The 15370-nt window shown below is 39.7% G+C and carries 11 protein-coding genes and 1 other RNA gene; 2 read left to right on the forward strand and 10 right to left on the reverse strand.

All coding sequences use genetic code 11. The features are described from left to right. Positions 1 to 22: 22 nt before the first annotated feature. The 8 genes from ACFQV5_RS09330 to ACFQV5_RS09365 form a co-directional block, all read right to left on the reverse strand. Complete coding sequence (locus ACFQV5_RS09330) at positions 23 to 760, reverse strand: hypothetical protein (protein ID WP_379245955.1); 738 nt, start codon at positions 758 to 760, stop codon at positions 23 to 25. A gap of 14 nt (positions 761 to 774) precedes the next feature. Beyond that, complete coding sequence (locus ACFQV5_RS09335) at positions 775 to 4821, reverse strand: VWA domain-containing protein (RefSeq protein ID WP_379245957.1); 4047 nt, start codon at positions 4819 to 4821, stop codon at positions 775 to 777. After that, positions 4808 to 6391 (reverse strand): hypothetical protein, encoded by a 1584-nt coding sequence (locus ACFQV5_RS09340; protein WP_379245959.1) that lies wholly within the window; start codon positions 6389 to 6391, stop codon positions 4808 to 4810. The genes ACFQV5_RS09335 and ACFQV5_RS09340 overlap by 14 nt, the downstream gene beginning before the upstream one ends. A gap of 579 nt (positions 6392 to 6970) precedes the next feature. Beyond that, entirely contained in the window at positions 6971 to 7723 is a 753-nt protein-coding gene (locus ACFQV5_RS09345) for a hypothetical protein (RefSeq protein ID WP_379245961.1), read from the reverse strand. A 22-nt stretch (positions 7724 to 7745) separates the two neighbouring features. Then, on the reverse strand, positions 7746 to 8339 hold the full coding sequence (locus ACFQV5_RS09350; RefSeq protein WP_379245963.1) for a TetR/AcrR family transcriptional regulator: 594 nt from the start codon (positions 8337 to 8339) through the stop codon (positions 7746 to 7748). A gap of 197 nt (positions 8340 to 8536) precedes the next feature. Then, positions 8537 to 10369, reverse strand: a complete 1833-nt coding sequence (locus tag ACFQV5_RS09355; protein ID WP_379245965.1) for an ABC transporter ATP-binding protein — start codon at positions 10367 to 10369, stop codon at positions 8537 to 8539. Next, positions 10362 to 12113: an ABC transporter ATP-binding protein gene (locus ACFQV5_RS09360; protein ID WP_379245967.1), complete on the reverse strand. Its 1752-nt coding sequence runs from the start codon at positions 12111 to 12113 to the stop codon at positions 10362 to 10364. Before ACFQV5_RS09360 ends, ACFQV5_RS09355 begins: the two co-directional genes overlap by 8 nt. Before the next feature lie 56 nt (positions 12114 to 12169). After that, a complete protein-coding gene (locus tag ACFQV5_RS09365; RefSeq protein ID WP_379245969.1) occupies positions 12170 to 12592 on the reverse strand; it encodes a MarR family winged helix-turn-helix transcriptional regulator in 423 nt (140 codons plus the stop codon). Between the two features lie 438 nt (positions 12593 to 13030). Between ACFQV5_RS09365 and ACFQV5_RS09370 the strand changes: the two genes are divergently transcribed. Then, on the forward strand, positions 13031 to 13483 hold the full coding sequence (locus ACFQV5_RS09370) for a VOC family protein (RefSeq protein WP_379245971.1): 453 nt from the start codon (positions 13031 to 13033) through the stop codon (positions 13481 to 13483). 47 nt (positions 13484 to 13530) lie between these two features. Continuing rightward, the gene (locus ACFQV5_RS09375) at positions 13531 to 14115 is read left to right on the forward strand and encodes a TetR/AcrR family transcriptional regulator (RefSeq protein ID WP_379245973.1); all 585 of its coding nucleotides are present in this window, start codon (positions 13531 to 13533) and stop codon (positions 14113 to 14115) included. A 192-nt stretch (positions 14116 to 14307) separates the two neighbouring features. Here the strand turns inward: ACFQV5_RS09375 and ACFQV5_RS09380 are convergent, their stop codons facing one another. After that, positions 14308 to 14670, reverse strand: a complete 363-nt coding sequence (locus ACFQV5_RS09380; protein ID WP_379245975.1) for a DUF6932 family protein — start codon at positions 14668 to 14670, stop codon at positions 14308 to 14310. Positions 14671 to 14830: 160 nt separating this feature from the next. Then, positions 14831 to 15195: a transfer-messenger RNA gene (ssrA, locus tag ACFQV5_RS09385) on the reverse strand. Positions 15196 to 15370: the final 175 nt, after the last annotated feature.

The following is a 15370-nucleotide window of genomic DNA, read 5'->3' on the forward strand; positions in this document are numbered from 1 at the left end:
TCTTACTAAGCTATCTATACTGTTACTTTAACCACGCCTGGACATACTTTACTGCTTGTTCATCATACTCCTGTATCCTTTTACCGCTGTGACTCTCAAGTTGTCTTAACAAATGATGAAAATGACCATTTAGCAGCCACGATTGAGGAATTTGAATAATCGTATGACTAAGAGGAGAGCGCTCCTTCTTGATCAACAGCGTAAACCGATCGGTATACAAATCCTTAGCCTCTTCAGGAGGATAATCTGGATATCGCGCATTAAATATTGCCACTCTCTGTTCCTGACGGGCAGGGTAAGCCTTACCGCCAGTATAGTAGCGAAGTTCCTTCGTGATATCCAGTTCTATGCTAGTTATGCCCTCCCAGGTTATGAATGGCATAACCCTCACATCCTCATTATTATAAAAATTCACGGATAATCCCCTGTCATCCAGTATCAAATAACGAACAGAGTCCGTCGTTTGAGGCATTACTAAGGCTGTACCGCTTTTTAGAAGCGAACGTATAAAAATGAATGCACCGATCGCGATTCCTAGCGTAATAGCCGCACCTTTCATCCAGCTGAATTGATCTCCAAAATCAGGAACCAAGAAGGCGAGTACATAATATACAGCTAATAGAAGGATCCATACCAAGATCGTTGTAAGACAGCCCACAAAGGGGCTTCTCCTTGCCCCTCGATCACTTCCACTTACACTAGAAAACAATCTAGAAAACTCCCATTCTCTAGCTGAGCAAGTATATCCCATACTCTTCATTCGCCTCTCCCCTTCTAACGATATACCTCTGCATCTGCTCCAATATGGATATGCGGGCTGTACAGCCAGCTTTCGGCTTTAATATCAACATACGATTTTTTAAACCGAATCGCATTGACGAATAGAACTAGCTCCGCATCCAGTCCCTTCCAATCCAGCGTGCCCTTTGTGGTCATCGTAAGATCTTTATTATATTTTTTATCTCTCCATAGCAATCGATTATTACCTTCTAGGCTTAAGTAGTTAATACTTATTTTAGTTGCGATCTCGTTGACATCAATGTACGTATTTCCATTAGCAGCTTCAAATCCGATAACTTTTAAAGCTAGGGCACCGTTAAGCGACCAGTCGCTCGTGCCTAGACTTTTGGCAGCTGCCTCTCCTTCAACACACAATACACAGACATTCTCGTTCATATCAAAGAAAGGCACTTTATTGATGAGTTTAATGACTTCCTGTGCGGGGCCATCAACAGCTGAACCTATATCAAGACCTACTAAGCCTCCAAAGCCATCCCTTGTATCTATTCCTACCTTCACCATTCGGACCGTCATCCCCGTCGTCCCTAGCGGGACACCCTTAGGACTGCCAATTAATACTTCACCAGCCTTCGGCATTAGACTGCCCTGCCAACCAACCTGAAGACCAAAGCGATTTACCGGAAGTCTGCTAAGATCAAAAGAAAATGCACGGAATTGACCACTGAAATCCTCAATCTCAAGTCCTAAATCCAGTTTAGCGGTTCCATGCTCATATCCTGCCTTCAGATTCACAGTACCCGTTTCTAACAGAGTTCCTAAATTTAAAGACGCGCCAACTTCACCATTAACTGCAATTTTGTCCTTCTCATACGCCACACTCAAAACCGCATCCGTTGGCATAAACTTTAGTGATTGGGTCCATTTTTCTGCAAGTCGATCATTTAAGGCTGTAAGCGCCGAGAAGCCTTTAATACCTGCATTAGCCGTCAATGTACCGTCATCATTATTATATTTAGCCTCATACGTGAACTGCGGCACTAAATTGACCTCTAAACCGAATTTACCTAGCGTAAATTTATCCGGTATAGCCGTTACAGCATTCGTTCGCTTCAGTACAAATGTTTTCTGGTCATCATTGACGGTCATCATGACCTTATCGGGTAAGTATCTCTCCTCCACATTTTGAATAGAGACACCCAAGGAAGCTATGATGCCAAGCTTCGTCCGATCTACTTCTAGTTGCATACCTCTAAACGCTAGCTCTTTGCCACCTGTAAGTGTCATGCTTCCTTTGGAATCATAAATAAAATGATCCACGGAAGTATTACCTTTTAAAGTAGAGTCTCCACTTTGATCCTCTATAAAGTCTCCGTACACTTTAGCATCACCAAACCAACGGAACTCCTGATCCCCTGTCTTGGTCACCGATAGTTGATACACATCCTCACGCTGATCCGCTGCGATAACCTTTAGCTCATGAATACCTATGGTTTGATTGTTTGATAGCTTCATCTCTATTTCTGTATCACTGAGCTTGGTAAACTTCATCGATTTTCGATCCAATAACAATTGGTCTGTTTGTTCTAGACCTATTCCTGTAATCTTCAAGGTTGTTGTACCCGTTGAAGAGGCCGTAATGCGATTCGGAACCGTACCTGTTATTCCAAATTCGTTGTTCTCATCTTTATCCGCTTGCTCTTTATCCTTGCTTTGATCACTTTCGCCCGCTTCACCAGAGATCACATAACTTTTCGTCGTAGACTTGTTGCTATCGTCAGTAATTCGCACACGATGCAGCCCCTTGTCCATCGGATCCAACTTATATGAGATTTTATAAGAGCTCTCTATCGTTGCTTTAATATCTTCAAAACTAGTTAATAGCGCATCCATGCCAGATGCCGCAATATATTGACCTCCAGTAGCATCCGCCACATCCCGCAGCGTCTCATAACCTGATGCAAAGCCAATCGCAAAGATCGTCACACCTGCCGCATTAGCACGTTCAATAATATCCATCCTGACACTAGCCTCAGAAAAAGTCGGGTCCTCGCCATCTGATAGAATAAATAGAATACGCTCGCCCGCCTGGTTTTCAAGCATAGATAGTCCCGCATCGAACGATTCAGATATATTGGTGCCTCCATCCGCCTCAAGCTGAGCAATGGCCTGATTGCTAGCAGCGCGATCACTAGACAAATTTTGCACGATTTCTGCGGCATCATCAAAGGCAACAAGCCCTATCTGTTCATTGCGATTCATTGAACCTACAAAGTTTTGTAAAGCAAGCTTTGCCCCTTCAATTCTTTCACCAGCCATGGAACCGCTGCGATCCACTAACAGTACAATATTACGCTCATAGGTCGTGGATTCACTCATCTTCTCAATGGTGAAAGGTGATACATTCTGTTCATTATCTCGAATAAATACATTTTTAGTCGTCAAATTTTTAAAATTTCGAGCTGAAACATATAGATCAACTTCACCGCTGTCCTTTGCTTGTATAGTGGAAATTTGTAAAGATGAACGATTCAAGGAAATGAGCTCATTGCTTAGGTACACAGCGAATCCTTTTTCTACCTCAGTAAGCTCTGCGGTTTGTATCCGCTGGCCATTCAACACTTTAAAGCTAGAATAAAGCTGCGTTGTCATCTCGTTCCTAGCCTGTAAATCATCCATACTCATCGCATTTCCTTCTGGCAGTGTCTGCAGCTGTTGAAAATAATACTGCTGCGCAACTGTCAGGCTAGAAGGATCTTCTGCTAGCTGCTGAATATATGATGAAGATTGATCCAATTCCTGTGTTTGAAAATAGTAGTTGGATAGCAGGAAGGCTACTTGTGGCTCCTCCTGAATGTTTTGGGCACTCAATAGTGCATATGCTAAATGAGGCTCAATTTGTGTTTGCGCTTTAATTTCCTCCAAGCGTTTCTCAACAACTTGAGCTGCTTCGGCATCACCAGGGCTAACTTGAGCAGACCATTCACTTAACAGCTTGCTTTCCTGTTTCTGCAAATCCAGCTTCGCCTCCGTATAGGAAGGTAATGCCTGAAGCTGCTGCTCTGTTAACGATGTACGTCCATTGAGAAGCATTTCGCCAAGCATAATCGAAGGCTCAGCTGCAGTGGCATATTTCTCTATTACATCTACTAGTAAAGATTGTGCCACTTGATCATCATTCATATAAACTGCCGTTTTTGCCAGCTCAGAAGCTAATAAATAATATTGATCATCGTTCATTTGAGCCTTTGAGATTCCTAGGTTTAGTTCTGCTGTTTGAGCAGAGTCATCCAATTCCATAGATAGAGAGTCTACTACTCGTTCAGACCTTTGCTCTCTCACCGCTTGAAGCTGCTCTACGGCCTGTTTATAGAGCTTTTGCACTTCATCTTTCTGTTCCTCTACAGTTTCTAACGATGCGGAGGAAGAGGAATGATACATATATTGAAGACGATCCGGATCTAATTTCGCTAACAACTCCATGGTTAGCTCCTGCTGATCATTCATTCGACCAGATAGCCCATCACTAAGCTGTGTAAGCAATTGCCCTGTTAAATTTTGAATAGCTGAACGTGTACTATCCGCATTATCTGAATCAGCAGCTGTACCCACAGTCAGCTCCTCTAATTGTTTAATATAGGATGCAAGCTGATTTTTTTCGAGATAGATTTCTGAGCCCTTCACCTCAGATAATTCTTGCAGCACTCTAATTCCTTTATTCCATTGATCAGCTTGAATATAAGCAAGACCCAATGCAAGCTTACTAGAAGCATCCGTCTGTTGTTCCCAGAGCTTTAAAGCTTGGGATAAAGCAAATTCAGCATTTTCATGCTTCAGCCAATATACCTGCTTATATAGCTGTTCATGTTTAGTTAAAGTAGGTAGCTCATCAGAGCGACTATTATTCAACATTTCAATGGAGGCAAGCCCAATCACAAGACTGACAATAATTAAGGCTGTAATCGGTCCTCCAAGTTTTGTTGCTGGGCGATACCACTTTACACTAATAATGAGCGCTAAGGCACAGACAACCGCAATCAAATAAATCAACAAGGTGACCGTCAGCCAACTAAGATTGAGCATGTTTTCCCCTCCTTGCTGCCCATAATTTTTGAATCACATACGAGGCTGTTAAACTAACCGCAACAAGAATGCTTACAGATAGCAAAACCTGCAGGGGCTCAAATCCAATAAAGGTAGCTGTTTCTTCGCCATATATGACCTTTACATTAAAGTGCACAGCGATAAGTGTAGAAGCCAAAATAATACCAATAATAGTTGCTATATAGTTAATCAAGCTAGTAAAACGGATACGAGTTAAGGCATACAAAAATATAAGAATAAAAGCAAAGTGATACCAGTTAAAGCGCAGATCCTGCTCTAGCTGTGCAAGATGCTCTTCATTTAGTATGCTGGAGTTATCTCTTTGTTCTATGCCCGCTTGCTCTCCATACTGTAGCTCCCCTTCAATACCTGACCACATATTTAACCTGATGGGCCCCTTCATTCCTAGGATCTCAGCAGACGCTTGTCCAGAAACATTCCATGTCCCACCAACAGAGTATGCAAACTCCTGTAAAAGCACATTGGGGATAATTGCATATAAAGCAGGCTCCTTTTTATAGGAACCCCAAGCAGCGCCTAACGTAACAATCTCAGTACTATGTAATTTATTCTTGCCTGCTACGGACCAGTTGACCACCATAAGGCTGCTAATTAATATCGTAAACATTACAAGAAGTAGCATAAAAGTGCGTATACTTTTGATCCAGCGAAGCCAGATGTCATTTGTGAAGAGCTTCCAGCCCCCGAGTCCCACTGCTGATGCAAGTAAGCCGCCTGTAAATACGGTTAATGCATGCTTCCAAACCACAATTCCCATCTCCAAAGTATAATGCTGAGCTCCAAAAACAAATCGAAGATCTGGGTTCAAGAACATCGTTACCGCTGTCATAATCAAGGCATATACACTGCTGAAACCCATTAGCCATAACAAGCGCTGCAGTCTGGATTTAATCAAGCGATTCATTGGAGCTCGAAGTACTCTTACTACGATATAAATGATTAGAAGCCCGGCTATCGTATTGAAAACCAATGGCACATGCAGCTGAAAAGCTAGAACTTCCGTTATTTCCAGACCATTATATGCTGTATAATCCCCGTGAAAAGCTCCGCCCTGTAAAAGCTGTAATTGAACCCAGAGGCTCTGGCTTAAGCGACCTGAGAAATAGGCTGCTTGCTCTACGGGTATATGCACAAAACTTTTCATCATGTGATAGATTAGTTCCTCTGCAAATTGTCCCCGGCCCACCAGCCAATTCAGCACGAAGGCAAGGCCCAGCATCATGACTGTCGATAAAACCGCCGCTACGCTAAAGCCTATGAATAAATGTGAACCTTTGCTTGTACTGACTAAGTCTGCTGCATGGCTCTCTTCCGCAGAGTCCGAATCGTTGTTTAAAGCATTTTCCGAAGCTACCACCACTTCAGTGTTTACAATTTCCTCTTCTGTTTGAAGAACTGGCTCTTGCTCGAACGCCCGCTCAGTTTCCTGTTCCGCAGACTGACCATCGCTGCTTATCGCTTCGACTTCAGTTCCACATTTACCACAGAATTTCCCCTTTACGTCTGTACCACATTGCTTACAATTCATACTGAGCGATTACCTCCAAGCTTGTCACTTTAATAAAATAAAAAAGATGCCGAGAAGGCATCCAATAATCCCATCCATCATCTTATTTTGCGTCCAGCACATCAGATTCCAGGGAGTATATAAAAGCACCATAAGCTTTATCGGGAGTTACTAAATAAGCAGTTCTTACACAAACACACTTCCTAAACCGCCAAATAACTCATCTACTCTCTCTATTCTATGTAAGCCAGCAGTCTCAATAATTATGTATAAATGAAATAACCTTCTCTTGCTGAAAATAATAATATTTTACGATCTCTAACAGCCTGCTGACCCAGTATTAGTTCAGAAGAACCAATAAAGTGATTCATAAATCCTATTTATACCATGTTTCTCAGAATATATCTATAATTCTACTAAAAAAGATAAAACAACCATTTATTCGATCATCTGGTGACATCAGAAAACCTCCTAGCAATTCATGTTACTGTGATTATCACAAAACACTGCTTCGGAAGGATATTGATTCGTTTTCATACTCGGTATAGCCACAGCAAAAAAAGTTCGTATTTGATCATTTTTAAAAACTGAATGCTTTCTCTACTTTAAGGAAGTTCTGCCGTTATTATTTTTTTGATCCTTTATCCATTGTAGCCAATAAGAAAACTCACACGCTAAATGCATTTGATGCGCTTTAATAAGTCTAGTAGGACAAAGTGCTGGAAATTCAACGCTAGCTCTTACTTCAACGCCTTTGTCAGTATTTTTGAATTGGTGTCGAACTCCACCGATAACAGTACCGTCTTTCATACGTGCAACACCTGCTGATTGGTAATGATAAGAGCTATCTCTAGGTGTTTTTAATCCTGTTTCGTCACCATAAACAATAAAAAATTGAACAGGGAAGGGGGAATTACCAGTAAATTCAATGACCTCTTGTCCATTTTTTCCGTAAGGTTTTAATACATAATGATCAGGACAAGCAGATAAATTCACTAAATCGTTTTCTAATAATTGCTTTAGCATAAGATTATCAAATCCACTTAAAAATTCCTCTGCCGTAATACCATCTACATGAAAATCTGTTTTACAAATTTTTCGTCTATCTCCCGAAAAAGTAACGAAGGCACGCATGACTTTTCCGCCTAATCTAAGTTTAGATTCTAACTTATCGTACATTTCGTTGTAGGAATAACGCATCTTTAGTTCAGTTAATTTTTTTACCAATACGTCCGTATCTTTTACTTTTGGCTCTTTATGTCCGAGTATACGAAATGTCTTTGTAATTCGTTTTCTTTTCCATTTTGTAAGGTGTTCCTTTGAAATATCGTTTCCGTTAATATAAATCTTCATATGAATTCTCCTTGATTCTTAATCAGCTTAGAGGTTTTCTTTTTGGATCGTATTTCAGTGTGGTTAAAACCAAATTACTCACCTCTTGCTTAGTATCATGATTCATCTCTAACTTCTCCGAATGGGCTATGCTGCTAATACCGTATAAAATAAATCCGGAGGCTAAAATTGAGTTGTCGGTTTGGAAAATCCCTGTACTTACCCCTTCTTCAATTACTTGTTGTAATAGTGGTTGTAATTGTACGAGTAATTTCTGCTCGAGCTGAAAATGCTGTTTTGTATGAAATGAGCTCACATTTTTATATGGTGCTAGCTTTTCAGCAAATGTCCAAAATATCTCTAGAGAATTTGTCATCTTTTGCATAACTGGCATTTCATTTGAAGTAAGTATTTGTTGGATTTCCTCCACATTTTTCAAAATGAAATTATTCAAAGTCTCATCTACAAACTCTTCTTTAGATTTAAAGTAATAATAAAATAATCCTGTCGCTACGTTCGCCTGATTAACGACATCCTTTATGCTAAATCTCCCCATACCATTTTTCATATAAAGATCAAAGCCAATATCAATTAACTCTTGGCGCCTTATATCAGGTTCTTTTGATATTCTCTTCATAATCTATCTCCTTAATGTATTATTTATTGTGACTGAATCATGTTCAATCATAATTGACTGAACATTATTCAGTCAAGATGAACACCTATTTTTAAAAAGCGTAAATAAAATAAAGAGAGATAAAAATGCCCCTCTAGAAACAAATCTAAAGGGGCATTTTATAGATTTTTTTTATAACATTTACTTTTATATCATTACTATGCTGCTTCAAATTGGCTGTTATATAGATTTGCATAGAATCCTTGCTGTTTCAACAATTCATCATGTGAACCCGTTTCTATCACATTACCATCTTTCATCACCAAAATTACATCTGCATTTTTAATTGTAGATAATCGGTGTGCAATCACGAAAGATGTTTTCCCGCTCATCAACGTATCCATGGCTTGTTGAATCAGCATCTCTGTTCTCGTATCGACTGAACTCGTTGCCTCATCTAATATTAATAGCGGCGCATTCGCAACTATTGCTCTAGCGATTGTAATAAGCTGCTTTTGACCAACGGACAACGTAATATTTTCATCTAATATCGTATCATATTGCTGTGGCATTGCTTGAATCATATGATGGATGCCGACTGCCTTGGCAGCTGCTTCAATTTCTTTTTGTGAGGCATGCTTGGCAACATAAGCAATATTTTCTTTCACTGATCCTTCAAACAACCATGTATCTTGCAAAACCATACAAAACTGATCATGTACTTGCTCACGCGTCATATCTTGAATGGAAATGCCATCAATTTCAATTGTCCCTTTATTTACTTCGTAAAACCGCATTAGAAGATTGACTAATGTTGTTTTTCCCGCTCCAGTTGGTCCAACAATCGCAATCTTTTGACCAGCCTTTACATTTAAGTTGAAGTTTTTAATAATCGGTTTTTCATCATAGCCAAAGTTCACGTCTTTAAATGTAACATTCCCTTTTATCGATGGTAATGCGATAGATTTTTCTTTTTCATCAGCCAATTCCTCTTCTTCAAGAAACTCTAATACGCGTTCACCTGCCGCAGCCGTTGACTGAAGACTTGTTGCTGCTTGAGCCATTTGCGCTAAAGGCTGAGTAAATAATCTCACATAAACCATAAAAGCCACGATAACACCAATTGAAATCGTTCCTTTTGTTACTAAAATCGCGCCAACCACACAAATCGCTACATAGCCAAAGTTCCCGATAAATTGCATAATTGGCATCATCAAGCCTGATAGAAACTGTGACATCCATGCATTGCGATAAAGCGCGCTATTCACATTATGAAACTTTTCTTTCGCTTGCTTTTCACCATTATAGGCAGTTACGATATGATGTCCTGTATACATTTCTTCAATATGCCCATTTAACTCTCCAAGTTGTTGTTGTTGTGCAACAAAGTACTTTTGAGAAGAACCAATAATGACACCCATTAGTCCAAAACCGATTAAAGTAGCAACGATCCCTGTAATGGCCATAATCCAATTCGTATATAACATCATGAAAAACACACCGATAAAGGTAACTACAGATGTTACTAGTTGTCCAAGGCTGTTGTTAAGTGTTTGCCCGATTGTATCTACATCATTGGTTACACGACTTAATACATTACCTACACTTGTTTGATCATAATATTTTAAAGGCAGACGGTTCATTTTATTCGCTAAATCTGTACGCATTTTTTTGGTAATCCGCTGCGTAACAGTTGCCATGATAAAGCCCTGTAAATAACTAAAAACGAAGCTAAGCCCATACAATACACATAATAATATACCGATTTTCTTGATCGCATCTAAATCAATGCCAGCAAATAAACCCTTCTGGATCTCGTCAGTCATATCGCTTAAAAGACTAGGGCCGTAAACTGTAAAAACTGTGCCAATAATCGCTAACACTAATGCAACTACAACATAAGGTAGAAATCCTCTACAATACTTTACAAGGTTTTTTAATGTTTGTTTTAAGTCCTTAGCTTTTTCAGTTGAAACCATCGAAGGAGGACCAAACGCAGGCTCAGAGCTGTTTTTTTGCTCTTCGATATCTGTATGCTGATGCTTACTCATGTTCTAATTCCTCCTTTGAAAGCTGTGAATACGCGATTTCTTGATAAGTTTCGCAATTTGCTAACAACTCTTCATGTGTACCATTACCTACAATCTGTCCTTCATCAAATACTAAAATACGGTCAGCATCTTTAATCGTACCAATACGCTGTGCAACGATGAATGTAATGGCATCCTTTGTTGATTGCTTTAACGCAGTTCTTAGTTTTCGATCGGTAGTGTAGTCCAGTGCAGAGAAAGAATCGTCGAACAAATAAACAGATGGTTTTTTATATATCGCTCGAGCAATAGATAGTCGTTGCTTCTGTCCACCCGAAACATTTTTACCACCTTGTGAAATGGATGACTCGTAAGTGTTTTCCATGTTCTCAACAAACTCTGTACCCTGTGCAATCGCAATGGCTTCTTGCAGCCAAGCTTGATCATCTTCACTTGAACCATATTGCACATTTGATTTTACTGACCCTCTAAATAGGAATGCTGTTTGTGACACATAACTAATTTCATCGCGTAAGGTATGCAGATTATAATCTTTAATGTTTTTCCCGTTAATGGTCACTTCGCCTTCAGTAGTATCAAAAAATCTTGGAATTAATTGAATAGCTGTTGTTTTACCACTACCCGTTGAACCAATTAACGCCACTGTTTCCCCTTTTCTCGCCGTAAAATCTATATCCTTCAATACATTTCCTTCACCATTTGGATAATGGAAAGAAACATGCTTAAATTCAATTTCTTCGATTCCTTGATCATCAAGTGAAAGAGTGCCATCGTGAACGCTGTTTTCAGTGGATAGTACTTCTACTATACGTTTGGCTGATACTTGTGCACGCGGCAGCATAATAAAAATCATACTAACCATCATAAATGCCATAATGACTTGCATTGCATATGAGGAGAAGACGACCATATTAGAGAAAAGCGTTAATTTATCTAGCTGATTTGCACTATCAATTAAATAAGCACCAATCCAATAAATCGCTACACTAAGTCCCGACATTAAAAACATCATAGTCGGTGAAATGAGTGCCATCACACGGTTAACAAATAAGTTCGTCTTTGTCACATCTTCATTAGCATTTTCAAACTTGTTCAATTGAAAATTGTCTGCATTGTAGGCGCGAATAACACGAAGACCTGTTAGATTTTCACGCGTAATACGATTTAGATTGTCGGTCAGCGTTTGAATAACTTTAAACTTCGGAATAGCGACCGTTACAATCGTTAAGATCAATAAAACTAGAAAGACTAATGCAACACCTGTAGCGGCTGTCCACTCTAAATTTTTATTATAAATTTTAATAATTGCCCAAACTGCAAGGATCGGAGCCTTAATAATAACTTGCAGCCCCATTGCAACAATCATTTGGATTTGAGTGATATCATTTGTAGAACGAGTAATTAAACTTGGTAAAGAAAAACGGTTCATCTCTGCCATGGAGAAGGATAAGGTCTGGTCAAATACCATTCCTCTAATACGCATTGCTAATCCCGCTGCAATTTGTGCTGCAAAATAACCTACAATAATCGCTGTAACCATACTACCAATTGCACAGAGTACCATATATATTCCTGGTTGCCACAAATCAGATACACTCGTGCCTTCGGTTTGAATTAGCATTGTAATTTCAGCCATATAGTCTGGCAACTTCAAATCAAGCCATACTTGCAAGACTATAAAGACTAAACTAATACTTACAAGAAACCATTCCTTTTTTGTTAAGTAGCCTAAAATCTTTAACATGTACTCACCTTTACCTTCTAGTGTAAGATATCCCGTTGTAAAAAAGTAGCTTTACCCTAGCTACTCGGTAGGAGAAACTTTTTGGCAAGCGTAACAAACTGCTCCGCTTCTTCCAAAGTTAATTTTTTTAGATTTTCTGTGAAATGAGCTATTACTTCTGCCCTTTTGTTCAGAATAAAAGTTTTTCCATCATCTGTAATGTTTACTATTACTTTTCGTCCATCGTTCGGATCAGATTTCCTCCTTACTAATTTCTTCTTTTCCAGTGTCTTTAATGCTGTTGCAATTCGACCTGTCGTTAATTTCAATGCATCACTTAACTCACCAGCACTGACATTGTTTTTATTCCCTTCTACTAAATAAACTAATATTCCTACCTCTCCCTGTGACAACTCATTGATATTGGGAGGAGGAACGTGATTTGGATGTGAAGCAGTCATTGCATCAATAAATTCTTCAGCTAGCTTTTGATAGTCCATCTGCATCACCTACTATTAGAATGAATTTATCTTACACTAGAAGATAAAACTTTACAATAAATATTTATAGAAATTTCTTTAAGCACTTTCCTGATTATCTTATTGAAATAACGCAGATATTGCATCTTTATATGCTTTGAAGATTACGATATACCATTTCTGGTTTAAGAAACCTACTTTCCATTTGTTTGATTATCCTAAAGCAAAAAATCCACAACCTCATTCGGTTGTGGATTTTAATTGTATGTATGGAGGCGAACCATGGCTGTGCAAAACCACAATTCCCCGGCGTGTGATGCTGAGATTGTTTGAGAGGTCTCGATCCTTGGATTCATTCCTTAGTACAGTACGTAAAACGTTAATTTAACGTTATATATTTACATACAAACTGTATGTATGTTATGATTAGACCATATTATGGTAAGGGGGAATTTTCCAATGATCACTACAAGTTTCTACCCTGTTATATTGACAGACAAAGTTGCCTTGAGTTCAACATTTTACACAACCTATTTTCAATTTGAAAAGGTATATGAAGCCGACTGGTACGTAAGCCTTAGAATAACTACTGGTAAAATCCCTTATGAATTAGCTCTCTTGGACGCATCACACCCTACCATCCCCCCTGTTTACCAAAAGAGCGTCCAAGGTTTGATTCTGAATTTTGAAGTAGATGATGTGGATTCAGAGTATAAGAGACTTATTATAGATGAAAAGCTCCCCTTACATCTCGATATTCGTAATGAAGAATTTGGACAGCGACATTTCATAACTAGCGACCCGAGTGGAGTATTAATTGATGTCATACAAATCATCCCTCCATCCGAAACAGAGAGTGCTAAATATGCAGATCAGATATGGTTGAGTAATAACGATGGTATAGTCGAATGACCTGATTAATGGATAAGTAAGAGATCGAGACAGGAGACAAACCGTTTATGAGAAGAAACAAAGAAGATACGAATGAAACCATCAAGAGATTGATAGAAGTTGCCAGAGTTTATTTTACCGAACATGGGTATGCAAACTCTGCTTTGGAGGATATCGCCAAGGAATCCGAGCTAACGCGGGGGGCACTCTATCATCATTTTAAGAATAAAAAAGGTCTCTTTCATGTTGTACTGGAATCGGTTCAGAAAGACGTTGCAGAACGAATTGAGACGGAAGCAGCGAAAAGTGAGGATGTATGGGAACAGTTGCTCCTTGGGTGCATATCATTTGTAGCTGCCGCAGTTGAACCTCAGAACAAGCGCATTATGCTCGTGGACGGACCGGCTATATTGGGATGGGAGACATGGCGGAATATGGACGAACATAACTCCATGCGACTACTACGTGGGCAACTACAAATTATGAATGAGCAAGGATGCCTCAAACCGGGGTCGATTGAAGCAATGACTCATTGTCTATCTGGAGCCTTGAATGAATCAGCGCTCTGGATTGCACAAATGCCCGATTATGAGCAAGCATTGGCGGAAACCAAAATCATCATCTCCAATATGTTGAATGGGTTTCGGAGTTAAGTTGAATGAGCTGTAGTGCAATAGAAAGTAAAAATCCACAACCGAATGAGGTTGTGGATTTTAAAATTTTTGTATGGCGGCGAACCGTGACGCGATAAGTCCTCAATTCTCCGGAATATGATGTAGAGAATTTCTAATGAGACAGGTAGATGTGCCCCCACTTAAATAACAACACAAATGCTTAAGCAAGTTTCATAACGGATGGTGCGCACAGTTTATTGCGTCTTGAAACAATACACTTTCAATTATTGTAACATCATGGGGTGCTGTTAAGTCGTTCATGGACGACATCCTGAAATCAGGGGAATAATCCCATGGTGTCACGATTGCTAGATCTATATCTGAGGGTTCCTCTTTGTTAGTGACATAACTTCCATCTATCAACAAATGACAGCAGGGTATGCCAGCCCTTTTTATCTGTTCAACGTACAATAATAGCTGTTCAAATAATTGCTTCCTTTTTTCTTTATTCGGAATCGATGTAAATATGTCTCTTAGCTCATCTAAAGTACAATCATACACGCCGTCTGGAAGTAAACTATTACCATCCTTCAAGCAGTTTATACTTAAATAATCAAATACCGCCTCACTGAATCAATTCGAACAGTTTCCTGTAAAAAATAGTCTCTAATGTCTTCTATGCAACACGTTTTTAGAGCCACTATGTATTGAAACGCAAGAAGACCACCTTCTCAGGTGGTCTCATTAATACTATGTATGGAGGCGAGGGGAGTCGAACCCCTGTCCGAAGATAACGACAACACAAGCTTCTACGGGTGTAGTTACAGGTTTGATGTCGCCCGAGTAGCGCCCTGTAACCGGCTCTACGTTGGGTCAGCCTGATTGTCTTCTTCAGCACACCCCAGGCGGAGATGTGACAGCGTATCCCACTAAAGTTGAGCCCTCATCCCGGTACATGGGCGATACAGAGCGAGAGCACGCTCACAGGTTATTAAGCTGCGAAAGCGTAGTTGTTTTGTTGTTTGCCGTTTAATTGGCTTTAGCGTTGATGAAGTGGACGCGTCCCCACTACCCGCTACTCATGCCCGAACTATCCCCGTCGAATCCAAAAACGCCCCCTTAATATGAGAAACAGCAATCATCTTAATGAAGATGAACTGTCCGCTCAAAAGGGCTTCCGGATTAGATCAAAGACGATCAGCCATGGCAGATCGATCTATTCCGCATTCTTTCCCTCCAAGAAAGAATGACGAAGCTTAAAGCTTGTTTTCAATGATCTTGTTGATCTCTTATA

Origin of the sequence: Paenibacillus sp. GCM10028914 (assembly GCF_042666275.1) — a bacterium.
In the GTDB taxonomy this organism is placed as follows: domain Bacteria; phylum Bacillota; class Bacilli; order Paenibacillales; family Paenibacillaceae; genus Paenibacillus_AQ.

What these genes read in the sequence shown, in the direction of transcription:
- ACFQV5_RS09355 (WP_379245965.1), bottom strand. Translation starts at nt 10,369, where the DNA reads ATGAGTAAGCATCAGCATACAGATATCGAAGAGCAAAAAAACAGCTCT.
- ACFQV5_RS09340 (WP_379245959.1), bottom strand. Translation starts at nt 6,391, where the DNA reads ATGAATTGTAAGCAATGTGGTACAGACGTAAAGGGGAAATTCTGTGGT.
- ACFQV5_RS09360 (WP_379245967.1), bottom strand. Translation starts at nt 12,113, where the DNA reads ATGTTAAAGATTTTAGGCTACTTAACAAAAAAGGAATGGTTTCTTGTA.
- ACFQV5_RS09350 (WP_379245963.1), bottom strand. Translation starts at nt 8,339, where the DNA reads ATGAAGAGAATATCAAAAGAACCTGATATAAGGCGCCAAGAGTTAATT.
- ACFQV5_RS09345 (WP_379245961.1), bottom strand. Translation starts at nt 7,723, where the DNA reads ATGAAGATTTATATTAACGGAAACGATATTTCAAAGGAACACCTTACA.
- ACFQV5_RS09330 (WP_379245955.1), bottom strand. Translation starts at nt 760, where the DNA reads ATGAAGAGTATGGGATATACTTGCTCAGCTAGAGAATGGGAGTTTTCT.
- ACFQV5_RS09365 (WP_379245969.1), bottom strand. Translation starts at nt 12,592, where the DNA reads ATGGACTATCAAAAGCTAGCTGAAGAATTTATTGATGCAATGACTGCT.
- ACFQV5_RS09375 (WP_379245973.1), top strand. Translation starts at nt 13,531, where the DNA reads ATGAGAAGAAACAAAGAAGATACGAATGAAACCATCAAGAGATTGATA.
- ACFQV5_RS09335 (WP_379245957.1), bottom strand. Translation starts at nt 4,821, where the DNA reads ATGCTCAATCTTAGTTGGCTGACGGTCACCTTGTTGATTTATTTGATT.
- ACFQV5_RS09370 (WP_379245971.1), top strand. Translation starts at nt 13,031, where the DNA reads ATGATCACTACAAGTTTCTACCCTGTTATATTGACAGACAAAGTTGCC.